Source organism: Paenibacillus sp. J22R67, assembly GCF_059692175.1.
On the sequence record NZ_JCAUAX010000001.1, the window covers coordinates 1,078,306 to 1,102,774 of the forward strand.

Sequence of the window (24,469 nt, forward strand, 5' to 3'; positions counted from 1 at the left end):
TATCAAAAGGCGATGATCATATGGTTCAAGTCATCTGGTTGCTCATATTAATTCTGTTCCTAATCGTAGCTTCAACCCGTAAAAGTTAAACGACGAATCCTTCAATTGCTAGCCATAAATCTGCAGATCATGAATGGACCAGAAATTCCCTGCCCTCATTGTCTGGATGATCTTGACGAATCGTGCATTCGTTGGACTGAAATTGATGTCTAGTACGCTTGTGCCGCTACCGGATGCAACCGGTTGAGACCAGTAGTTTCCATCCGCAGAAACATATACCTCATATTTCCTTGGATAGTCATTCGGGGAACCCTCGGTCCGAAGCCGTATTCGGTTGATCCTAGTCGGTGTTTTCATATCCACCTGATAGAACTGGCCAGGAGCTTGAGCGACACCTGTGTCCCAACGGCTATAGATGTTACCATCGATCGCCCCTTGAGGTTTACCAGAACTGCTGGTAACCTCCCAGTCCGTTCGATCCAGAGCCACACTATCTGTTGCGATTGCGGCTGCTGGTTGTGAGACTTCGTTGGTACCAGAAAGTCTAATTTGATACAAGTATTGGTTCCCTATCAATGTACTCGTATCTACAAACTCGGTACCTTCCACTTGCTCAGCAATCACTTCGTAATTGTCCTCACCTAAGCCTGATTTGCGCAAAACATCGTAACTTTGTGCTACTTCAGACTCGTTCCAGCTAAGCTCAATCGCGTGCTGTTGCGCTGGCTTAGCTTGAATCCACGATGGTGCAGTTGCCTTCACAACATCTGCTCGTGATAGGATATACTGTACGGCTTCACCTGGGCCTAATGTTTCCTTAAATGCTAACTCAGGAGCTGCTTGCAAGCCGCTCAGATAGGATCGAGCCGACTCATAGGTATCACCCGCTCCGAACCTCTCACCTTCGTATATCGCTGACTCCGGCATCGTTACTTTGACCTCTATCGTTTGTGGACTCGATTCGAAATTCACAAAGTTGAGTAAAATCTTATCCGATTTCCCGCCTGATCCAGGAAGTGCAGGTAATGTTGATGTATCAACACCCCGGAAATAAACCAGCTTATCGGATAGCTCCGGCTTATTGGTTACTTCGTAAACCAGCGGCTTGCCATGTGTCGCATACGCTAAATTTAAGCGCCGCATCACCCCGACTCGCGTATCATTTTCCAACGAATTCTTATGAATCTGCATTTGTGCGGGGTTCTGTGTATTCAAATCAATCCCCGGTTCGAACAAAGCATATTCCGGATAAAAAGCCGCATGCTGCATGAACATATCGGCATATCCGATATGGGCTCTCATAATCCGATCAAAGACGGCCGCATGAGGTTCTGCCGCGCCATATTCGGTTGGATCTGTATGGCTATCCGAAGTGCCATACTCCGTATTCAGCATCAGCTTCTGTAAACCATCCTCAGCTCCGCCGAAGGTACGCATGTTCTCCACAAAGCTTCCATTATTATTGTTCACATAAGAGGTCCCATACGCATGTCCATTCGTTAAATCTGTCATCTCTTCAAGCTCCATACGCTGATTCGGATCGCCTTCCCATCCGTCAGGATCTCCGCAACTGAGCACGCCCGATGTCGTTTGATTGCGACAAGTCCTCATGCTGTATTCCGGGGCATATGCCCATCCTGGAGCGACCGTTTTCACATGAGGAGCGATCTCAGGCAGGTTGGTTTTGAGCCATTTGGCTATGGCTAGATTCACACTTTTGGATCGATTAAATAAGCCTGGTTCATTATCAATCTCATAATATTGGAACATGGAGCCATACTGCTTCACATAGTCCGATAACTTATTTTCAGCATCTGCTGGCAGAGTTCCATCGTCTTTCAGCTTAATGTTTCCTGTATGCAAATGAAGAGCTACCGCTTGTGTATTGTAATCACGCAGAGTTTCATAATAAGACTTAATTTCCGTACATCCCTCTTTTACATCGGTTGCGCAATCGACTCTCATCACATTGCCGCTATAGGCAATTCCCAGCCACTTTAAGACATAGGGAAGGTGCTTAACAGCTCCTTGGTCATAGTAAAATGACAAATTACTAACTTTGGTGCCGGACTCTACATATCGCCCATGGATAGGTTCTTCGGCAGGTGCAGCTAGTGCATCAAGCGAGAGATAATCCCATTTCCACCAAAGAAATTTATTCTCATCTGCCCTGCAAGACAAGCAACCTTCGGCCGACAGCTTCAATACGTTATTTCCCAGCTGCAGCTGCTCCTTAGGAATATATAGCTCATATAATTTCTTATACTCATAAGTACTCGACGTCCCTCCGACACCGGCGACCTGGATGATGCCCGAAAGCATGTTATTGGAAAATACCGCCATCTGAGGAACGGACTTATGCGCATCTAGAATTTTCACTCGGAAATGAACACCATATTCGGGTATTTCAGCTAAGGAATAGTTGATCGAGAAGGTAGAATTCAACGATTTATTGAGACCTTGCGGCACCGAGTTCCAAGTCTCTGGCTGCTGTTCGCCCGAAAATACGGTATAACTAACTGGAGCTGCGCTATCTTTTCCAAATTCCATATCAGAATCATCGTGTTTGCCTAACGTCCAGATCTGATTGCCAATCTGATTGGATTCTGTCATCACCTTTACCAACTCTGTTCTTGCAGATGCACCGTAATTCGTCGAAGCCGAGATCAGGATCAGTAAGATCAACAAGGCCGATGGCACAATCACATATCTCATCATGTTAGATACCTCTCAAACCTCTAAGGTAGTAATAGAACACTTGCGGGTATAATTTCTTTTGTTTGGGAAGGACTCTTCCACATGAGTTTAGCAGCGGCACCATTCTGATTATCATAATATTCCACTTTCAAATCAACGGGTACGCCAGCGGTAAGGGCAATAGATCCCGTTCGTTCCACCCAACTTTGATTAAACCAACTATCAATAACCAACTTGCCGTTCACCCAAACTCGAATGCCATCATCGCTTAGTGTGGATATTTGATATTTTTCCGTATAGGCTGGCAGGAGCTTACCTGTCCATCTCACTGAAAACGTGTCTGCTTGCACAGAGGGTAAAGGAGCCGATGTCGACCAATTGAAATCAATCTTGGCATCCACTTTTGTTTCTTTTAGCTCGGTCAAATCCTTATTGTCATAATATTCCGCTCGCAAGCCATTTTTCTTATCCGGCGGCGAAATCGGCTGTATCTGCGGCTGTTTAACGGGCAGAAAGGATTCTCTGCTCAGTATTTTCGAGTGCGAGTAGAAAGATTTAATCTCTTCTTTTTTATTATTTTCAGTCAGCATCTTGCCCCATGTCATGAAATAAGCCCATCGAGGTTGATCTTTTAAGACAGCAGCACTTGGCAGTTCGCCATTCTCCCCAATCGCCACAGGCTTGCCGCCTGCTAATTGGACAATATTCTTGTAATAATCTGGATTGTAATCATTATCATAGATATCTACTGCGAGAACATCCACCTTACTTGCACCTGGGTATGTGGCTGTGTAAGGGTCGGCATTCGCATTCGGTGCATTAGGACTCCACACCCAAAGCAAATTATTCAGCTTGTGTACATGCACGAAGCGATCGTACATAATATTCCAGAGCGCTGCGAAGTTGTTCTTCTTGCCCCACCAGAACCAGTCCCCATTCATTTCATGATAGGGCCGCCACAAGACAGGAACTCCCGCATCCTTCAGTTTCCCCAGATAAACTGCCGTTTTATCCAAATCCGCAATCAATTTCGCATACTGGGGAGTGCCAGGAGTCACGTATTTATCAAATTCCGCTTGGCTCATTTTCTTCTCCACATTCGACCAGCATAGGCAGGTTCCAGGAATGCTTTGATGATAGGAGATGGTGACTAAGCCGCCAGCTTGATTCCAAGCGATCGCGCTATTGACTACCTTCTGCCTTTGTTGCGCCAATTGACCTTCGTTTTGAGCCAAAATAGCACCGAACTCATAGCCGTGAAGTCCAGGAAATTTACCTGTCCAGCCTTTCACTTGATTCGTCCACTCATCTGGACTTTCAAGGTAATCATGCTGCCCGCTGATCGTGCTAACACCTGAAACGGCATTTAATTTCTGCAGTACGAGCTTTGCTTCAATCGTCGCTTGCGAGTTGACTGGAACCGAAATCGCAGACGCTGTAACTTGCGGTTGAAACAAGAAATTCGGAGCTACTAAAGAGAGTAAGAACAATAAGGAAACCACTTTCTTACGTACACCTGCCTCTCCTAAAATTGGAATCACCATCTTCTTTGTAAGTTAAATGCTGTTAGAGCACAAAATGTATATATTTGTTATTTTCCGCTATGCCTTCAAACAAGGAATCGCCTTCCATTCCCCAAAATCGAATAGAAGGCGGTTCTTTGTTTCAAAACAAAACTTAAATAAATTGGTGAAGCGGAATGTCTTTCCAGTCCATACAAATACGAACGATATCCTCTTCCACTAAGTCGGATCCGCTTTGCACCTCGATAAATTCAACATCCGTGATTGCCCGTATGCTATGTCTAGTCCCTTCTGGAATTCGCACAACATCACCCGGTTTCACCTGATAGAGCTTATCATTAATGATAATATCCGCTACGCCGCTCACGACTGTCCATACTTCAGAACGTTTATAATGCAGCTGATAGCTGATATTTTTACCGGCATGAACGAGAATACGTTTCGTGAGTACCTCATTATCTTCGGCATATTTGACATAATCGATAACACGATAACGTCCCCATCTGCGCTCCTCGTACATCGGACGATGCTCGATTGAATTCATCACTTCCTTGATGCGAGGACTCTCCGACTTGTTCGTCACTAGAATGCCATCCGGGCTCACGGCAATAACAGCGTCATGGATGCCGATTACGGTGACAGGGATGTCGAGTTCGTTAATCAAATGCGTATTCTCGCAATCTGTCGTTACGATACCCGTTCCGATTTGGGAACGTCCCATTTCCTCGGTCAACGTATTCCAAGTTCCTAAATCTTTCCAGAAACCATCATAAGGAACAACGACACAACTTGCTTCTTTCTCAACAACTTCATAGTCAAAGCTGATTTTCGTTAATTTATGATAATTTCTGAGCATTTCCTCGTATTGAATCGGAATCCCTTTGTCCATCATGACCTCAATGAGATAACCAAGTCGGAAAGCAAAGACACCACAATTCCAAAGCGCCTTTTGATCTATCAGAACAGCTGCCTGTTCACGACTAGGTTTTTCGAAGAAGTACTGAACCGCTAGTGCTTCTGTCCCTTCTCGGCGTTCATCCGATGGAACAATGTAACCATATTTCTCAGACGGAACCGTCGGAACAACACCCATTAGCGCCAAATTAGCGTCTGTTTCGTGTAGAACATCCTCTAATTGTTTAATTTTCTGAAAAAATGCCTCATCGACATACGGGTCTACTGGTAATACCGTAATCACGGTGTTAAGGGGTAAGCTTTCCACATCATACATATAAGCAGCAGCTAGTGCGATGGCAGGGAAAGTGTCTCTGCGCTCAGGCTCAATAATAAGAGGAGCCTCTCCACCCAGCTGGCTAACAATCATTTCGACCTGTGAGCGGTTCGTTGCTAAGTACGCATCTCCACCAAGGCCTGTATTCTGCAACTGCCTCCATACGCGTTGTACCATGGATTCATCTTTGCCTTTATCATCCTCAAGTACCTTTAAGAATTGCTTGGATCTAGAATCATTGGACAATGGCCAAAGTCGTTTACCGGAACCGCCTGAAAGAAGAACCAATTTCATGAAAACCACGCTCCATTTGATTTATTTGTGATACAAGCAAATTATCTAACCAGCGCTTTAGGCCTGGATACACCAAGCAAATCAGGTCGCCCAACGGAATAATACTTGAGCCCAGTTCCTTGAATTTGTTCTTGGCTGTACACATTGCGGCCATCTATGAGAATAGGCTGTTCCATGATAAAAATAAGCTGTGACAAGGAGACTGTTTTGAATTCCTCCCAGTCTGTTAGCAAGCAGACCGCATCAGAGCCTACTGCGGCTTCCATGGCATTCTCACACCACTGAATGGACGGATGATCGATACGCTCTCTGAATTTATCCATGGCAATAGGATCGTACAGCTTCAGTGTTGCTCCTGCTCGGATCAGTGTTTCGACAATTTCAATCGATGGCGCATAACGAATATCGTCCGTATTGGGCTTGAAAGATAGTCCCCAAATGCCCACAACTTTGCCACTAAGCTCGCCAAGCGAAGCTTCCAGCTTAGAAATCACCTTGTAGCGCTGCGATTTATTCACTTCAACTACGGATTTGAGCAGTTGAAACTCATAATCAACATTGCCAGCAATTTGAATCAAAGCGTCTGTGTCCTTCGGAAAGCAAGAGCCTCCGTAGCCGATTCCGGCACTCAGGAAGGACGAACCAATTCGCTTATCTTTCCCCATCCCTTTGGCAACCTCCGTGACATCGGCGCCCACCTTCTCGCAAATATTAGAGATTTCATTGATAAATGAAATTTTCGTCGCTAGGAAGGCATTCGAAGCGTATTTGATCATCTCCGCACTCCGAATACTTGTGATGAAGATTTGATCAGTAAAGGCACGGTGCAGCTCTGTGAGGGGTTCAGCCAAACTCTGATTATCCAGTCCAAGCACAATTCGGTCCGGATGAAGGGTATCATCGATAGCCGAACCTTCACGCAGAAACTCAGGAATGGATACGATATCGAAAGCCTGCTGCGTATTCATCGCAATAATCATTTGAATATGCTCATTCGTACCTACAGGTACTGTGCTTTTCGTGGCAATGATTTTATAGCCGTTCATCGCCTTGCCAATTTCCATGGCTGCTTGCTCAATATAGGACAAGTTAGCTTCGCCATTAGGCAAGGATGGTGTCCCTACGGCAATGATAATAAGTTCAGATTGGTTAATGGCGTGAGCCAAATCCGTTGTAAAAGCTAACCGGCCAGCATGAATATTCTTTTCCATAAGTTGTTCAATGCCAGGCTCATAGATGGGTGAAATCATATTTTGCAGCTTTTCGATTTTCTGAATATCCTGATCCACACAGATAACATGATTACCCACCTCAGCGAAGCAAACCCCGGAAACTAATCCCACATAGCCTGTTCCAATTACTGCAATATCCATACGATTAATTCCCCTCTCTGAATTGTTGATAGGCTTTAGCCATGTAGATTTTTAATTTCTCCATAAAAGTTTTCTCATCGAATTTCTGGGCGTGCCCAATAATTCGGCTCACGTCCCAGGCATGGTTTTCCACTTCCTGAATAGCCATCAGCAGATCCTCTACCTCTTGCCGCTTGAAAAAGACACCATTCACTTGAGGCACAATTGTATCTAACGCGCCACCGGCCTGATAGGCAACAACGGGTCTTCCAGCTGCATTGGCTTCCAATGGTGTGATGCCGAAATCTTCCTCGCCGGGAAAGATTAATGCTCGACACTCCGCCATCATTTTAGTTACGGAACCGTCATCCAACCTTCCCAGAAAACGGACATTCCCTTTGGCCATTCCCTTAAGTCTCATCAGATCGGGTCCTTCTCCAACGATATACAAAGGCAGACCATTTCGATTAAAGGCTTCTACAGCCAAATCAATACGTTTATAAGACACAAGTCTCGATACAATCAAGTAATAATCATCAATGTTCGTCGAGCTATGAAAGCGAGTCGTATTAATCGGTGGAAAAATGACATCGGAATCGCGGTGATAATAATTTCGGATGCGATTCTTGACGACCGAGGAATTCGCAATAAACTGATTCACATTCGCTGACGTTTTTTGATCCCATTGCTTGAGCTGATCGATATAAATTTTCAAAAGTCGCTTCATCACACTCGATTTGGTTTGCCGCTCCATGTAAGTGTCATAATCCCATGCGAAACGCATCGGGGTATGGCAATAACAGAGATGGAAGGTGTTCTTCGGCACCTGAATGCTCTTCATGAACGCGCTGCTTGAGCTGAGCACAATATCAAATTCTCGAAAGTCAAAATCCTTAATCGCAAACGGATAAAGAGGAAGCATTTCTTTAAAATGACTTTTTCCTCCAGGCATTTTTTGTAACCAAGAGGCTCGTATATCCGCATCCCTCAGTTCATCGAGCAGACGATTGTTGCTAAACATGGTCGTATAAATGGGAGCACTCGGGTACATTTGGTGAAAGACTTCAACAACTCTTTCGGCTCCGCCCATTTGAACCAAATAATCATGCGCAATTGCTATTTTCATTTGATCCATCCTTTACTCTCTAAGCGGTCATCACGAATTAGCGATGAAACCTGCATAGTAATGAGTGATTTGGGTAACGGTTCGTTCGATAACAAAGTGTTGCTCCACACGCTTAATGCCATTCTCACTCATTCGGCGTCGCTCCTCAGGATGCTCGAGCAGATAACGAATCGAATCAGCAAGTACAGCTGGCTTCCCTGGTGTAATGAGAAGTCCTGTTTCACCATGTACAACGGTTTCAGTCGGACCGCCTTCGTTAGAAGCAATAACCGGCAAACCGGCTGCCATGCCCTCAACAATAACTTGACCGAAAGGTTCAGGTGTGATGGAAGTATGCACCAAAAGGTCTGCTTTCTGCATTAAACCCTGAATATCTTCAACATGACCTAGTAAGGTAACATTGTTCAGTTGATTATCGGCGATTTGCTGCAGCAGCTGCTTCTTATAGGCATCTTCGCCAAACAGGGCATCTCCGGCTAACCAGAAATGAACCTGCTCATCCGGCAGAAAAGATTTAGCCGCTTCGAGTAAAATATGCTGGCCCTTCCACTCTGCCAATCGGCCAACAAGTAAAACGACATAAGGCTTTCGCCATGCTTTCTCGACGATCGATAGGCCTTTAGTTTTAGAATTCGCGAACGCCGAGTACACGACTAATGTTTTCTTGGACTTCGGTAAGTTCAAAGCATTCAACGTAGAATTTGAATTAGCTATAACGCCATTAGGCAGCAATCGGGACATTAGGCGAATCGCTTGAGCAACGATTGGTTTCAGATACGGAACGCCAATATGATCCCGGATATGCCAGATGAGTGGAACCCCAGCCCATTTGGCAGCTACAGCTCCATAAAAAGCTGATTTCAATGAATTCGTATGTACACAGGCCACTTTCTCAGCCTTCAGTAGTTTGGCTACCCTTTTCCCGTAGCTCAGAAGCTCGAATGCAGCCGATACCGCTTGAAAGTTCACGGCATTCCGATTGCGATTACGTACCTTATCACTTAAAGGTAAAACGCGAACATCAATCCCTTTAGCTCTTAACCGATCAACAAGCGCTCCTTCTTCAGCCACAATGACTAACGGATCAATCTCGTTGCCGAAATTCGTAATGAGATTATAAAGTGCTACTTCTCCCCCACTCCATCTAGCGGTATGATCCAGATAAGCTACTCTCATCTTGTTCACGTCCTCCTCTCTTCCTGGCTGCAATCGATTGATTCTTGACGTAAGCATGAGTATCAAGATCAATAACGGAATTAAATACATCGTTTACCTGCTCGGAAACTCTCTTCCACGTATAATGCTCTAGTACATGATTCCTACACTGCTCACTTGTAGGCCACAACTCAGGATGCTTCAATATCCGAGTTAATCCTGAAGCTATATCACTACTGCTAGTTCCTGCGAAAAGCATGTCAGGTCGGTATTTCTCAAGAATCTCACGGTTTCCTCCAATCGGAGTTGCCATGACCGGAACCCCGGCTGCCATTGCTTCTACGGTTATTAATCCGAATCCCTCTAACGCTTGTGATGGTACAACGAACAGATCGGCAGCTTGGTAGTAATCAGCAAGATCACTATCGGGGATGTAACCCAGCATTCTAACACTAGACTGGAGCCCGTATTCAACAATACGGCTCTCCAGTTCAGCTTGCAGCGGACCCCTGCCGCCTATTAAAAGCACAGCATCTGGCTTTGAACGTACAACATCTTTCCAAGCCTCGAGTAATTGAAGCAAACCCATTCGATTGACCAGCCTTCTCAAAGTCAACACGACGGTCTTCTCTTCCGGCAGATCCAGCTTCTTTCTTATTAATGAGCGATTCGCTGCTGGCTTGAACCGAGCTACGTCCGCCCCGCCTGGTATGATGTGAATCTTGGCAAGCGGGACGCGATACTGGCGATGTAGAATATCACGGAAAGTTTCACTTAACACGATGAAGGCATCCGCCAGCTGGTAAGCTTTCATTTCCCAGTTTCTAGCGATCATTGTTTTAAAGCGATGCTTTAAACCCTTGCCCTCAAGTCTTATTTCTTCACTCCATGGACCGTGAAATGTCATAACAACCGGAATATTTCGAGCTTTTGCCTCCATGGCCACGCCTAAACTGTAAGGAGCAAAGTGAGAATATACGATATCTACATGCTGCCCGTTCATCATCTCTGCGGCTTGGTCACGAAAAGCATCGCGCCGTTTGCTCAATTTCAAATCAGTACCGGACACATTAATGACACGAAGACCACTTTTCACTTCTGGTTTATTTGCGCTGCATACCAAAGCTTCAAGATCATGATGCGGAGCTAAGCTTTCGCATATATGCTTGAAATAGGTGTTTAATCCACCTGGCTGAGCAGAGGGCCAGCCCATTCCCGTGCACAAGATCCGTAAATCATTGTATCGTTGCATAAGCTTTACCCTCCTTGATTGGCCCATCTTTGGACTGCTTCACACGTTTGTGAGCTAATCCAAGCTCATACTGTTTCATGCAGATCAGGAACTCATAGATGCTCCAGAAAAATGCCACGGCAAGTCCCGGGATTCCCTTTTTATACAAACCATGAACGATATATTTCTGTATGAAACGCAAGGGAGGTCTAACGAGCATCCGCAGTAGGCTGAATCTTTTTCCCATCGCCACTGCGCCTTCTGCCTCCAGATCGGTATATTTATTAAACCGCTGAATGTGATCATGAATGCTGCGGAAACCATAGTGCCATAAGACACCTGGCACGAAGATGACATCCTCACTCGCCACATCCGGTGTTTCGTGCACGAGACTGTCCCTATACTGAATTTGTGAACGGTTATACAAGCGGACTAACCGCTCACCTTTCCCCATCCAGCGCCCTAGGAAGTCTCCAATCCGCAGAACGGAATAGGCTTTGCTTGGATCAGATAACTCACTTTTCAGTTTCAGAATGGAAGAAGCTAGCTGCTCATTAACAACCTCATCCGTGTCGATTACGAAAATCCAGTCATAGGCTGCGCGATCACTGCCATAGATACGCTGTTTCGCATAACCAGGCCATGCGTTCACATAGACTTTGCAGCCTAATTGCTCGGAGACTCGAACGGTTCCGTCCTTGCTCCCGCCATCGACTACAACAATTTCGTCTGCAAAAGGCTTGCAGGAGGCGATCGCATTAGCTATTCTCGATTCATCGTCTTGCGCAATGATGACAACAGAAATTCGATTCACTCCTACAGCGTCACGATAGCGACTCATTTCGTTCGCCCCTCCCCCAATGTCCAATTATTTGGCCTTATATGCTGTTATTGCTGAAAGTAACCAACGGATATCCTCTTTATTCAACAGTAATCTAGGAAGTTTGGTTTTCAAGGTGAATTTGACATTGATTAAAATAAAGATAAATCGCAGTATACCCGATGACAAAATAGCCATTCCCGCACCGGCGAGGCCAAACTTGGGAATAAGTACTGTCAGCAATGGAATGACAATTAGCAGCCCGATTCCTTGCAGAATCGTAACAATCTTGGGTTTGCCTAAGGCCATGAACGCTTGCGCTAATACCATTGTTCCACCTGAAATAGATACTTCAAGAAGCAGCATTCGAAATACACTAATGGCTTCTTTGAAATCAGGACCATACAAGAGAGGCATGACGAAAGGAGCAACCAGCATGATGATCAAGGAGCATAACAAGGCCACGCATGTGCTGATCCTATATACACGGAACGTCATATCAACCACTTTATCCTTGGGCAAACCGGATGCTTTGGGGAACAGCACCACGATAATGGATGTTGAGAAAATATTAACCACACGAGAAAGGCTTACTGCTACCGCATAGAGTCCAAGTTCAGAGGGATTCAGCAGCCCGATAATAACGATCTGATCAATGTAGTAGGAAACATTGCCCATTAAATCGTTGCCGTAGGATCCAATACCATATTTGATTAGTGTCTGAAAGGAACGGAAAATATCCTTGATCACCCATTGATACTGTCTAAGCAATCGAACAGTGGTCCATATGTAAAAGGGAACCGCCGGAGCGAGATAAGCTACAGCTGACGTGTAAGGAGTCATGGTTTTTGTCAGGATTAGCAGAGCAAGGCCGATGAGCGTGCTCAGCGGAATAAGAAATCGCAGACGATTGAATAGTTTGTACTCGCCTCTTACCTGCATCATCGCATTATTAATCTGCGACAATACAATAAGAGGTACGATAGCCATGGACCATTGCGAGAATAGGACCACACTGTCGGAATACGAACGGAGCCAATAGGGTAAAACCAATATCCCTAAGCACATCGCAAGCATGCCTGCTGTCAAACCCATGATAACAGCGGTCGAATAAAGCTTGGCGGAATCCTTCATGTTCTTTTTCACATTGTAAATAATGGCGGAAGGCATACCAAAGGTGAAGCTAAAGGCTAAGAATTGTGACCATAAAACCATAGCTGCCTGCTCTCCTCGGCCGGATGGCCCAAGAAATCGCGCTGTTAATATACCGGTTAACATATTGATGACTAGGATAAGTACACTGAAAAACATCGTTTTAACCGAAGATGACAAATGACTTTTGCTTGAAAAGAAAGCTTTAATGAAGCCGAACAGAGGCTTTATGCGGACTAATTTCAAGTTGACTGGCTGCTGCATCCGAAATTTGCCTCCTCTCTTGAACGATCGTTCGATGCGCCATAATTCCAATGCCTACGACCATCCATAATAGAAAACCTTTCAAACCTGTGTACCCATTTTCAAAAACGAGACAAACGATACTTCCTTGCAAAGCGGAGAGTCCCAGCTTACCGTACGCCGTTATACCGCCCGGTTGGCTTTTCTGAGATAACAGATATCGCGTCACAAGCCACAGAGCCCATAAGAACAACAAGCCCCCAAGTATGCCGAACGTTAGAAAAATAGCAACAAATCCATTATCGAAAATGCCATATTCCCCTAATGCCCCACCGTTGCTCAACTTCGTGCCGACACCAATACTCCCAAGCCCTAATCCTTGCGGTTTCGAAAACATCATCGGGAAAACCGTATGAAAGAAATCGAGTCTTTCATTGTAAGAGTGATCATCCTGAATGGCCGTCATCGTATCCAATCGAGCGATAAGACCTTGTGCACCAGGCAGCTTCGGGATGATGACATACATAGCTCCAATAACAGCTGTTAATTGAGCAATCAGTTTCCACTTTTGTCTGCCGGCTGATACAGCTGTATAGATAGCGATATCGATGAAAAGCATAACCCAGGCAGAACGGACTAACGTGACCAGAAGTCCAACCGTTACAAGGATAATACCGATCCAGCCTAACGGTCCTCGCCATCTTTTTTCCAGAATCATCGGTGCAAGCGCAGTTCCCATATACATACCCGCAGGTCCAGGGGAATTCAGTGTAGAGAAAACTCTGATCTCCAAGGGAAAAGGGTGGCCAATCGACGTCATTTCCACATGATTCATCCAGAATGCGTCCCATGGAGGCACCATGATGTATTGAATAATGCCATAGACAGCAACCAGGATGGCGGTATTAGAGAAAGCAACAATTAAACGGTCTAGCGCTTTATTGTCGAATTCACTTAAAGCGGCATAAGGGATTAACAACAACGGAATCACATAATTCGCCAGATCGTAAAAGGTCCCGCTCCCATTCTTCGTTACACCGATTAGACAGCCATAGAGCAGTACGATTGCCATATAAATAAGCAACTTGTAGACTCTAGACTCCATCTGGTGAAACTTAGCCAAAATTGGAATAATAAGCACAGCACTTGTTAACAAAGGTGCAATACTTAATAGCGAAACCGAATGATAGGTTCCTTCCATCCAATCCTGTATTCGACGGATCTCCGGGCAGATGACCCAGACCAGCAGGATATATGGAATCAATCGGCGTGAATCGAATAAAGCCAATACAAAGGCAGGAAATAGCAGCATAGACAAGATTGCAATTTGCATACTAAGATCAGGATCTAGAGTTGCACTTGAATAACCAATGATGACAGAGACGGCAAGAGCCATTGCAGCGAATAGCATTGTCATGCGACCCGTCTGCGTCATAATCAAAGGGGGTTTACTCATTTTGCTGAAATCATCCACTATTGATTCCCGTCCCCTCCCGTTTCAGCTTGAACTGCTTAACAACCTCGCGCCATAGCAAAACCGCAAACATCGCATCGTGAACCAAGTACCGCTTCCAGAGCCGCCGTGGTTCTTGCACAAGTCGCCAAAACCACTCGAACCCTGTTCTCTGCATAATGTTCGGGGCTCGCTTTACTGTGCCCGAAAGGAAATCGAAGGTTGCTCCAACACCAATTGAAATCGGCACTTTATATTGAAGATAGTTTTGATAAATCCATTTTTCTTGTTTCGGTGCGCCGACGCCAACAAAGACGATATCTGGCTGCGTATCAATCAGCATTTGAATAATCTGTTCATTCTCATCCTTTTTCTTCTCGAAACCATAAGAAGGTGAGTAGCAGCCCACGATGTTCAAATTTGGAAATACGAGTTTCAGATTCTTAACCGCTTGTTCTGGAATCCCGGCCGCTGACCCTAAGAAGAAAAGCTTATATTGGCGTTCCGCGAAAGCTTCACCTAATTTTGCGAACAAATCAGACCCGGACACCTTTTGCTTGAGCGGCTTGCGCAGCATCTTCGATGCCCAGATAATTGGCATGCCATCCGCCACAATCGCACCCGCATCTGAATATACCTTTTGAAACTCAGCATCTTTTCTGAGCTTAATTAGATGATCGACATTGCAGGTTAAAATGTAAGAATGATTATTCTGGCGAATGACCTCATCCATATAAGCAAGCAAGTCCAGAAAGTCATAATTATCAAAATGAACATCAAACATAGTCACTCTACTCATCAGATCAACTCTTCTTTTTTCGAATTTGTCGTCGAGAGAATATACAAACCATTCAAATACCAGCAAAAAGGAATGATGAATTGAATTGTCGATAATGTATTATCCGACAAGGAATATAGCAGGAATGCCAAAATGAATGCTGCATAATAAATTTTAATTCGTTGTGGAATGACGCGATAAATCATTCGAAATAAGACAAGTAACGATAGGAACAACAGAATGCAACCGATATAACCCGAATCATAATAAAAGCGGATATATTCGTTGTGCGGAACCACGAAGCCGACATATAAACTGCCGTCATTCGCGACTGTAACTGCACCAAGGCCTCTACCTGTCAGCGGGGAATCTTCCACTCCCTTAAGAAAGTAGTTCCATGCTTCTGTCCTACCGGATAAATCGATCCCCGTGCCCGTTTGGCGCTCGAAAGAGCGCTTGGTCATATTGTCCCACTGTACATATACGGCTCCGCCAATCAAGGCCAAGGAGCAGACCAACGGGATTAATAAGATGAGCTTCCCTTTGATATACTGCTTAACCATATCGTAGAAATAGTACGCAGCCATAGCCAGCATGGCGAGTATTGGCCCTCTAGTTCCCGTAGCGATCAGGATCGCAAAGTTGGCGGCCAATGTACAATATAAGAATTTGGCATGCAGTGGATTGCGTTTGGTTTCAATCAAAGCAACAGTAATTCCGATAAAAGCTAACATCGCCAAATGAGGCGCGATATTCGCCCCTTGTACTCGGATCGCCCCCGTGAACTCAACGTTGAGAAACGAATACAGATGAGCCAGCTGCAGGATTGCCCCGGTCACCACACTTACCAATGGAAGTAGGCAGATGATCCGGATGTGCTTTTGCGCTGTTTCCTTTTTCCATTTGATCATGAGAAAAAAGAAAGGGAGCGCGAGTCCGATAAATGCTTTCACGGTGATGGAAAGCGTTAGTCTCGGATGCCATTCTGAGAAAAACAAGGTAATGAACAACATGCCAGCAATAGCTATTATTGGGTAAATGAACTTCAACCGAAGTCCATTCTGCAGCATACTTGGAACTAATAAAATGAGAATCCCAAGCTTATAGAGGGAAAGGATCTCCAGCCCTGGGAAATTCGCTTCAACAATGTAGTTAACAGATATAGCGGTTGAAAGCAGAACCATATAACTCATTTTTTCCGGTTGGTAAATGGCATACACGCACATGAAAAGTACGACCAGCCCCAACATACTGATAATAGGCTGATAAGTAGCCGCTACGCCCATAATCACTGCAAGCAGCACATAGAGCGGAGCATAGTACATCGGTTTCTTGAGCTGTATTGGAAACACAGGCGTCATCCGTATCCTCACCCTGTTAAACGCATTTTCACACGACTACGCATCGTGAGTAATGTGCCTTTTATACTTTGCATCCGACATGCAATGAGTAATTTTTCGCCTTCCGAATGTGCGAACAAGGCATTTACAGCTATGTAGAGCACCCTGCAGGCAACATTAACGAGCAAAGCCGTTTTACCCATAAAACCTTTGTGCATGGAACCATTCGTAATACCTTGATAATAATAGCGCTGCTTAATCCAATCTTTCGTTAAGCGATTGTCGGGGATGAAGTGATCCACGACCATGGAAGGGTGATAAAGAATCGTCTTTCTTTCCTGTTGCATTTGCTCGAAAATCCAAGACTCTTCGCCAGACAGCAGGAGCGTTCCCTTCCTTCCAAGGTCTGTTGGAAACAAATATGTCTCATGAAATGATTTGCGAATAGCCATATTCGCACCGAAGGGATGCTTATTCATCGGATATTCATGTACATCTTCTCCCCGATCTACAATCGTATAAGGAAGTTCAAGCGATTTGATCAACCAGGCTGGTCTCTCGCTTTCGAACTTCGGACGAATCATGCCACCTATCGCATAGACATCATGCCGATGATCAAAGGTGTCCACAATCGTGCGAATCCACCCCAAACAAGGAACCGCATCATCATCGAGATAGGCGATAATATCACCTTTTGCTTCTTGTATTCCCCTATTTCGCGCAGCCGACAGTCCTTGGGTTGGTTCAAATACATATTGAACACGTAAGACCCCAGCTTGACGAAGGGCAAATGACTCGGAGATCTCACGCGTATGATCCGTGGAATTGTTATCCACAATAAGAATCTCAGCCATATCTATTGCAGCTAATTCAGGCAGTGAATCCAACGTAATCTGAAGCAAATCTGCGCGATTATAGGTACAGATGACAATTGACACCCTTGGTTTTGGCTGATCATGCACCATTGCGGTACTCCTTTTCTACTTTTTTTTAAAAGGCGTCTTTGGAACCGAGAAGGACCGAAACGGTTTTCATCATAATTTTCAAATCATAGAAAACGCTGCGCTCACGGATATAAGTCAAATCAAGCTCAACCATTTGCTCAAAGCTTAGATTGCTTCTTCCGCTAACTTGCCATAAACCCGTGCAACCAGGCGTTACAGCCAAACGCTTCTTGTCATAGTTGGTGTACTCTTTAACTTCACTTGGTAAAGCCGGTCTAGGACCAACCAAGCTCATATCACCGATGAGTACATTCCACAGTTGCGGCAACTCGTCAATGCTCGTTTTGCGCAACACTCTGCCAACGCGAGTCACACGAGGATCATTCTTCATTTTGAACATCGCGCCCTCGACTTCATTTTGGCTCATTAATTGCTGCTTCAATGCTTCGGCATTAGATACCATCGAGCGAAATTTAAACATAGGGAACAAAGTTTCATCTTTACCCACCCTATTTTGTTTGAAGAAAACGGAACCGTCTGGATCTTCCAGCTTGATCCAAACGGCAACTACGATAAACAAAGGCATCAAGAAAATAAGACCGGCTAAGGAGAGAATAATATCTAACGTACGCTTCATAAAGGAATAGGAAGTTATGCTCTTTCTTCCCTGCAATCTTGTAGCAGCCGGATAGTAGTACTCATATTCCTCCTGCAGTTCTCGCAAGCTCATAATCTTCACCTCCCAAATGTTCTAAAATAGGTGCATATTTCTCCTTAATAAGGAGCGAAGCCATCGCATCAAGTACATCTAACCGAAGATCTTTACTCTCTAGTGCGAAAGCCATCGTGGTAAGAATATACCCAAGCCGTTCACCAACATCATAACGAATGCCGTCAAAATGATAAGCAAGAACACGTTCTATCTGATTAAGCTTCTGAATCGCGTCTGTCAACTGAATTTCGCCGCCAGCGCCTTTCTCCTGAAGCTCCAAAAATTCAAAGATTTTAGGAGAGAACACATATCTCCCCATAATGGCAAGATTGGAAGGGGCCGTACCTAATTTAGGTTTTTCAATAAAGTCTTTTACTTGATATAGGCGATCATTTTGCTCACCAGGATCAATGATACCGTAACGATTTGTAAGTTCTGGCGGGACTTTTTGGACGCCGATGACGGAATTTTCTGATAATTCATATTGCTCAATCAGCTGTTTCAAGCAGGGGACCTTCCCTGTGACAATATCATCGCCCAGCAGTACAGCGAATGGTTCATTGCCAATGAACCTCCTTGCACACCAGACGGCATGCCCAAGTCCCTTGGGTTCTTTTTGACGAATATAATGAATTTCTACCTTGGATGAACGCTGAACTTCTTTCAACAGCTCCAGCTTCCCCGTTTCCATCAGCTTGTTCTCAAGCTCGAAAGCATTATCGAAGTGGTCTTCGATCGCTCTCTTTCCTTTACCGGTTACAATAATAATATCTTCGATTCCGGATTCGATGGCTTCTTCCACGATGTATTGAATAGTTGGTTTGTTGATGATTGGGAGCATCTCTTTGGGCATCGCTTTCGTGGCGGGTAGAAATCTCGTTCCTAACCCCGCAGCCGGAATTATTGCTTTCTTGACCGTCTTCATCCTTCTCATCCTCCTAAGAGAGTACATATTCAATTATTGGTTGAAAACCATACCTAGCATGCGGGCTCCTGATTGTTCGAGCTGAGTTCTTGCTTGTTTCGCCCATTCCCGCTTTGTTTTACCGTTCCTAGCGACTAGCAGTACGCCATCACTGTATTCCGTGAGCAAACTTGCATCTGTATAGTCAAGCGTTGACGGTGAATCGATAAGTATAACCTCATATCGTTGTTTCAGTTGGTTCATCAGGTCCATCATTTGGGAGGAGCCTACCAATTCTGACGGATTGACTGGTTGACCGCCAGCAACGATGAGATCAAGTCCAATGATTCCTGTCGGTATGATGACATCATCTACAGAAAGCCCCTTTTGAAAAAAATGAAGCAAGCCTTTTGTATTATTCTTACCAAATAATTTATGCAGCGATGGCTGACGCAAGTTACTATCAACGATCACGACAGACTTGCCTTCCTGCGCATACGTTATCGCAAGATTGGCAAGCGTCGTTGTCTTGCCTTCTTGCGACTTGGGTGATGCAACCATCAATACCATGCCCAGCCCTTGATCAGCGGACACAACCTTTTTGAAGCGTACCGCCGTACGTAAAGAGCGATAGGATTCGGAAACTGGCGCAATGGGATCTAATTCAGTCACAAGCACATTACTTAGCTGTAACATACGTTTGTTCCCCTACCTCTCTGCTCAGCGACTTGGACGTCTTCGTTGCATTGCCCTTCTTTATCGTTCCGATGGAAGCAAGAACGGGAAGGCCCACGAAGTGCTCAGCTTCTTTCTCAGAGCGAATTGTATCGTTGATATTCTCAAAAAAGAAAAACACACCAATAGCTGCCATCGCCGATAAAATAAAGCTCAAAGCCAAGTTGATTACGATACTGCCATTCGCTGGCAAAGGCTTCACAGCTACATCAGAGCTAGAAAGTATTTTGACATTGTTCATGTTCATCAATGTCGGCACTTCACTCATGAATGTATCCGCAAGTGTTTTCGTCATCGCGACGGCTTTCTCATAACTAGGATCTTCCAACTCAATTTTGATAATTTGCGTTTTATCGGTGGAGCTCACCTTCAAGTTCGTCAGCAGTTCTTTCTGCGTCATTCCGAATTCCGGATGATTCTGCAGTAGCTTCTGAATGATTTGGTCTGACTTAATGATTTCCTTGTAGCTCTCAACTAAATTCATATTCATCGAAACATCATTCAGGTCTATCGTTTCTTCACTCTTAAACGTACTGCTTACCAGTACTTGTGTGTTTGCCTTGTAAACAGGCACAACAAAAGTTTTGCTGACATAGAAGGTTGTCAGGCACGAGAGAAGAACGAACAGCGCAATCATCCACAGCTTTTTGCGAATGAGTACAAAGTAATCTAAGATCGATTTCTCCATGATTCCCTCCCGAAAAAATAGTTAATAAATCAAGAAATACTGTATTGCTTTTCCGAAAATTTTCAGTTAAGATGTTTGTAATGAAAGCGTTTTATTCTTCTCATCCCCACCTATCGAAACGACATTCAATCACTCCTTTTATACAGAGCATTCTACAATCACTATTCGACGGTGATAACTAGCTTGTAAGCTAGTTGAAGCACTCTACCAAATGGAATGAAGAATGCCGCTTTTTGTCATTTAATTGGTTATAGTCAAATACTAAATGAATTCCCAAAATTATGATATTACTCTAAATTATAATTTTTGGGTCTATTTCGTCTATCCACTCGTACCTATATGTAATAAAACGATGGTATACTTTTGGACCATATGGCCGTAGTGACTCACTGAAACCCACTAACTAATCCTTTGGACTGTGCTAACAACGCTGCTTGTGTACGATCGTTGACACACAGCTTATTTAGAATTTGGCTAACATGCTTCTTGACTGTAAACTCCGTCACCATTAATTTCTTCGCCATTCCTTGATTGGATAAACCTTCTCCTAGACCAATCAACACTTCACGCTCTTTCGGCGTTAACTTACTGAAACTGTCCTCTTCCTCTTTCTTAAACAACATTTCCATGAGGCCTGGGTCAAAATACTTTTTCCCTTTGAAAATCAATTTGATAGCCAAAAGCAATTCTTCTGGAAGCGCTTCTTTGAGTACATAACCATCCGCACCCACAGCTTCTGCCTTTCTTACATCTTGCTCCAACGTCGATGACGTCAAAATGATGCTTCGGCATGATGTATCTTTAATATTCTCTACCACTTCAAGACCAGAACGATTCCCTAACTTTAGATCCACAATAGCCAAATCCGGTTTTGTTTCCTTGATTAGCTCCAATGCTTGCTCCACCGTCTCCGATTCACCAGAAATTTCGATGTTTGCTTCAAGCTTTAGCACAGCTGACAATCCTCTACGCACCAACGGATGATCATCTACGATAACAACTTTCAAAGTTCCACCTGCTTTCGTTTGAATGGGAATAGCCTACTTGACCTTGTTTAGCCCATCATCTGAAGTTCATTTAGTTCCTTGTTGTCTTGTGGTTGGAATGGGATGGTCAGTTGAATATGTGTACCTTTTCCTTCTGTGCTCTGAATACTAATCGTTCCACCAAGTGACTGGACAAGTAGTTCCATATTGTTTACACCTAATCCAACAGCTTTAGGGTCTGACAATCGTTCTTTCACACTGAAGCCACTTCCGTTATCCAAAACAGAAAGGCTCACCTCATCGGACTTAATACGAAGCTCGACCTTGATGAGTGTACTGCGCCCATGACGAATGGCATTTCCAGTGGATTCTGAAATAATTCGAAACAAAGCCTTTTGATAATTAACATGCAGACGATGATCATCGCCAGTTACATGCAAATTCACTTTCACAGCATGCAGCTTAGACACGCTGTCCAGATGTGATTTGACGGTCGTAATCCAAAAGTCACCGCCATTTTTCCTAGAACTCAGGCTATAAATGGTGGAACGAAGTTCTTGAGAAGCTGCTACGGAAGACTCTTGAATGAGTTGCAGCTGCTCTTTGATCTGATCTCTGGAAATCTCTTTCCATTTGCGACTCAGTGAATGCACGGCATAGACAATTCCGAATATGTACTGTGAAACACTGTCATGCATTTCATCGGCAATCCGATTCTGTTCCTCGATAATCATTAACTGATTCTCGATTCGTTCCAGCTGGTGCCTCTCCAGAATGACGGAGCAAAGCTCCGATAGAAAGCCAAGCTGTTTAATATACCCCTGTCTGCCTTCTTCGTAGCTGGCATGCTCAATCTTAACGCCCATGACTCCCCAGAATCGGGTTGACGATTTGATCGGCATCACAAGAAAGTCACCATATTCCGCTAGACTCATCAGCCTGCTGGAATCGAGCTGTCTTAGCTCAGCTTCATGCATTTCAAAAGCCTCAGAAAGGGAAGTTTCAATGCCAATCGGTAAGACACCTTGGGTAATCAGTTGATCAGGTTTGGCTTGCCCATTGACATCCCAGAAAAAAGACATTCGTAGCTTGGTCAACTTTAAAGCGAACTCAGCAAAAATAACCTTCAAGTTCTCAGAATCACTATGGGTTGCTGCTTCCACGATTTGATACAGCGACTTCATATGCTCCATAGTTTCCGTGGTTCGTGCGTTCGCAATCTCAAGACGTTTTTTAACGCCGGCCAATAATTGAATAGTGAGCGTCATAAACAGCAGCATGAGGTAAAACCGATTCTCACTCAGTAAAATACTGCCAAGTGTCTCCATCTGCCCGTTCGTAAAAAAATAAGAAAAAGCTGTAATAAATAAAAAGTAACTGAGCATCATGAACCAGCAGTAGGCAGAGGATAGATAGCTGGCAGCCATCCAAGCGGGATTGAAAACACACCACAGGAACGGACTGTCCATACCGCCGCTTAGAAGATGGAGGACCATCATCCCCGTCATTTCCAAGCCTACGGTTATTTTAATTGTGCGAGAGGCTTTGCCGCTTTGGGTATACATGTCTGTGATCCACGTAGCAAAGATGAACAACACGAGGATGATACCAATTTTCACACCTAGTGGGGGGCCGCGATCCTCAATAGCGTACACTAGCGAAGTCCCAGCAAGCGAAATAAACCGGTACAAGTAAAAGACCCTACTCTCACCTGAGAACATCTTTCTCATCTGTGTAATCATCCTTTAACCGATATTTGTAAGTGGCTCCTTCAACAATACCCATGTTTACCATAATCATAACAGTTAAAATCTTACAGTCAAAAGAGCACTACATGACTATACTATTCGCTATTTTTGTAGTTTTCTGTCTCTATGAAACCTAAAACTACTAATTTCAGGAGTTACGATCTATACGTTTGATCATTTAGACCTAACCCTTTGTCGGAAAAAAATGCAAACCAGATTGGAATGACCAAATTAAAATTCATCCTTTTGTACCATAAAATTCCTGTAAATTTTTTTTAAAAGACAAAAGAGTTAAGCCGTGTTAGCGCTTTACTCTTTGATTTATTTCTTGTTGTCGAAAACATACGGGAGAAACGCCTTATTCTTATTCCAAATGCGCCCCTTTTGTATGAATATGGCGCCGAAATTGGATAAAGCCGCGTAGGAGTCGTAAATTGTAATCAGCCTAAACAACCTCAAAGGAACTACAGAAAGCCCCGAAACATATAATTCCCTATATAGCAAAAAGACCTCCCTGCTAAGGGAGGCTTTTTACTATTCCAGCGGCAAGCCTGCCGCCTGTCTAAGCTGATTGGCTAACCAGTTCATGTAATCCATCTCTTTGGTGTCCTTTGATTCGTAAGCTTGTCCCCAAGCTGGTTTAATCCAGGTATTGATAATTGTATGAACGACATTCTCATCAAGTTTCAAGGTCTCGTCCTCCCATCGCTCAAGCGTAAAGCCTTGATTTCTGTTACCTGCTAAGCAATTCATGAGGAGCTCGGCATACCTTTTATCCGCTGCCCATCCTGCTGCCGCAATAGCTTCTATCTGTCCCGCTTCGGTCGTCTGCAGCTTAATATCTTTATACCTTCCGTTAGTCTGTATAAAGTCAACATAGCCAATAACTGGGTCGGCATATTTGATATAATAACCGCCTTCTACTTTTGGCCTGGTACTACCTTTAAGCGCTTCGCTCATGTAAGGCTGCCAGGTCTGACCGGCTATATTGTTATTATTCATCAGATTAGCGCTCGTAAAGTTTCCTGTCTCATGCTGCCACTGAGCTAATATAACCGTAGGTAACCAGCCTGTTTGCTTGCTGGCCTCCTTGGCCTTTTCCCACCATTCAACTTTATTCATCATTTGTGCCCTCCAATTTAATAATGGACAGCGGACAGGACGGCATTTTTCCTATTCCTCTATAATTTCTATACTAGCATATAAAAAGGAATACAAATACTAGGCTATTAATAACGTTTTTACTATATATGTATAAATAATACTATACTAGATCTAGTCCCCGAACCGCTCTTCCGCAATTGTCGAATCATGTCATACAAATAAGGAACATATCCTGATGATATGCTCCTTAATC

20 protein-coding genes are annotated in these 24,469 nt (G+C 44.2%); all 20 read right to left on the reverse strand.

Annotated features, from left to right (window positions below):
* Positions 1 to 108: 108 nt before the first annotated feature.
* Complete coding sequence (locus AC58VC_RS04855; RefSeq protein ID WP_497367680.1) at positions 109 to 2,718, reverse strand: discoidin domain-containing protein; 2,610 nt, start codon at positions 2,716 to 2,718, stop codon at positions 109 to 111.
* A 20-nt stretch (positions 2,719 to 2,738) separates the two neighbouring features.
* The gene (locus AC58VC_RS04860; RefSeq protein ID WP_497367681.1) at positions 2,739 to 4,241 is read right to left on the reverse strand and encodes a glycosyl hydrolase; all 1,503 of its coding nucleotides are present in this window, start codon (positions 4,239 to 4,241) and stop codon (positions 2,739 to 2,741) included.
* A 133-nt stretch (positions 4,242 to 4,374) separates the two neighbouring features.
* A complete protein-coding gene (locus AC58VC_RS04865; RefSeq protein ID WP_497367682.1) occupies positions 4,375 to 5,745 on the reverse strand; it encodes a sugar phosphate nucleotidyltransferase in 1,371 nt (456 codons plus the stop codon).
* Positions 5,746 to 5,786: 41 nt separating this feature from the next.
* Entirely contained in the window at positions 5,787 to 7,118 is a 1,332-nt protein-coding gene (locus AC58VC_RS04870) for a UDP-glucose dehydrogenase family protein (protein ID WP_497367683.1), read from the reverse strand.
* A 4-nt stretch (positions 7,119 to 7,122) separates the two neighbouring features.
* Entirely contained in the window at positions 7,123 to 8,223 is a 1,101-nt protein-coding gene (locus AC58VC_RS04875) for a glycosyltransferase (RefSeq protein ID WP_497367684.1), read from the reverse strand.
* 30 nt (positions 8,224 to 8,253) lie between these two features.
* Positions 8,254 to 9,399, reverse strand: a complete 1,146-nt coding sequence (locus AC58VC_RS04880) for a glycosyltransferase family 4 protein (RefSeq protein WP_497367685.1) — start codon at positions 9,397 to 9,399, stop codon at positions 8,254 to 8,256.
* Positions 9,368 to 10,630 (reverse strand): glycosyltransferase family 4 protein, encoded by a 1,263-nt coding sequence (locus AC58VC_RS04885; protein WP_497367686.1) that lies wholly within the window; start codon positions 10,628 to 10,630, stop codon positions 9,368 to 9,370. Before AC58VC_RS04885 ends, AC58VC_RS04880 begins: the two co-directional genes overlap by 32 nt.
* Complete coding sequence (locus AC58VC_RS04890; protein ID WP_497367687.1) at positions 10,614 to 11,450, reverse strand: glycosyltransferase family 2 protein; 837 nt, start codon at positions 11,448 to 11,450, stop codon at positions 10,614 to 10,616. The genes AC58VC_RS04885 and AC58VC_RS04890 overlap by 17 nt, the downstream gene beginning before the upstream one ends.
* A gap of 27 nt (positions 11,451 to 11,477) precedes the next feature.
* Positions 11,478 to 12,845: a lipopolysaccharide biosynthesis protein gene (locus tag AC58VC_RS04895; protein WP_497367688.1), complete on the reverse strand. Its 1,368-nt coding sequence runs from the start codon at positions 12,843 to 12,845 to the stop codon at positions 11,478 to 11,480.
* Complete coding sequence (locus AC58VC_RS04900) at positions 12,787 to 14,280, reverse strand: O-antigen ligase family protein (protein WP_497367689.1); 1,494 nt, start codon at positions 14,278 to 14,280, stop codon at positions 12,787 to 12,789. Before AC58VC_RS04900 ends, AC58VC_RS04895 begins: the two co-directional genes overlap by 59 nt.
* 10 nt (positions 14,281 to 14,290) lie before the next feature.
* The gene (locus AC58VC_RS04905; RefSeq protein ID WP_477499948.1) at positions 14,291 to 15,076 is read right to left on the reverse strand and encodes a WecB/TagA/CpsF family glycosyltransferase; all 786 of its coding nucleotides are present in this window, start codon (positions 15,074 to 15,076) and stop codon (positions 14,291 to 14,293) included.
* Positions 15,076 to 16,416, reverse strand: a complete 1,341-nt coding sequence (locus AC58VC_RS04910; RefSeq protein ID WP_497367690.1) for an O-antigen ligase family protein — start codon at positions 16,414 to 16,416, stop codon at positions 15,076 to 15,078. The genes AC58VC_RS04905 and AC58VC_RS04910 overlap by 1 nt, the downstream gene beginning before the upstream one ends.
* An 8-nt stretch (positions 16,417 to 16,424) precedes the next feature.
* On the reverse strand, positions 16,425 to 17,360 hold the full coding sequence (locus AC58VC_RS04915) for a glycosyltransferase (protein ID WP_497367691.1): 936 nt from the start codon (positions 17,358 to 17,360) through the stop codon (positions 16,425 to 16,427).
* A gap of 25 nt (positions 17,361 to 17,385) precedes the next feature.
* Positions 17,386 to 18,069: a sugar transferase gene (locus tag AC58VC_RS04920; RefSeq protein WP_497367692.1), complete on the reverse strand. Its 684-nt coding sequence runs from the start codon at positions 18,067 to 18,069 to the stop codon at positions 17,386 to 17,388.
* The gene (galU, locus tag AC58VC_RS04925; protein WP_161407258.1) at positions 18,038 to 18,976 is read right to left on the reverse strand and encodes a UTP--glucose-1-phosphate uridylyltransferase GalU; all 939 of its coding nucleotides are present in this window, start codon (positions 18,974 to 18,976) and stop codon (positions 18,038 to 18,040) included. The genes AC58VC_RS04920 and galU overlap by 32 nt, the downstream gene beginning before the upstream one ends.
* 33 nt (positions 18,977 to 19,009) lie before the next feature.
* A complete protein-coding gene (locus AC58VC_RS04930) occupies positions 19,010 to 19,651 on the reverse strand; it encodes a CpsD/CapB family tyrosine-protein kinase (protein ID WP_497367693.1) in 642 nt (213 codons plus the stop codon).
* Positions 19,635 to 20,378, reverse strand: coding sequence for a YveK family protein (locus AC58VC_RS04935; protein ID WP_497367694.1), 744 nt, complete (start codon positions 20,376 to 20,378; stop codon positions 19,635 to 19,637). Before AC58VC_RS04935 ends, AC58VC_RS04930 begins: the two co-directional genes overlap by 17 nt.
* Before the next feature lie 386 nt (positions 20,379 to 20,764).
* Complete coding sequence (locus tag AC58VC_RS04940) at positions 20,765 to 21,385, reverse strand: response regulator (protein ID WP_145655808.1); 621 nt, start codon at positions 21,383 to 21,385, stop codon at positions 20,765 to 20,767.
* 47 nt (positions 21,386 to 21,432) lie between these two features.
* Positions 21,433 to 23,094, reverse strand: coding sequence for a sensor histidine kinase (locus tag AC58VC_RS04945; RefSeq protein ID WP_497367695.1), 1,662 nt, complete (start codon positions 23,092 to 23,094; stop codon positions 21,433 to 21,435).
* A gap of 552 nt (positions 23,095 to 23,646) precedes the next feature.
* Complete coding sequence (locus AC58VC_RS04950; RefSeq protein WP_497367696.1) at positions 23,647 to 24,234, reverse strand: glucosaminidase domain-containing protein; 588 nt, start codon at positions 24,232 to 24,234, stop codon at positions 23,647 to 23,649.
* Between the last annotated feature and the right edge of the window lie 235 nt (positions 24,235 to 24,469).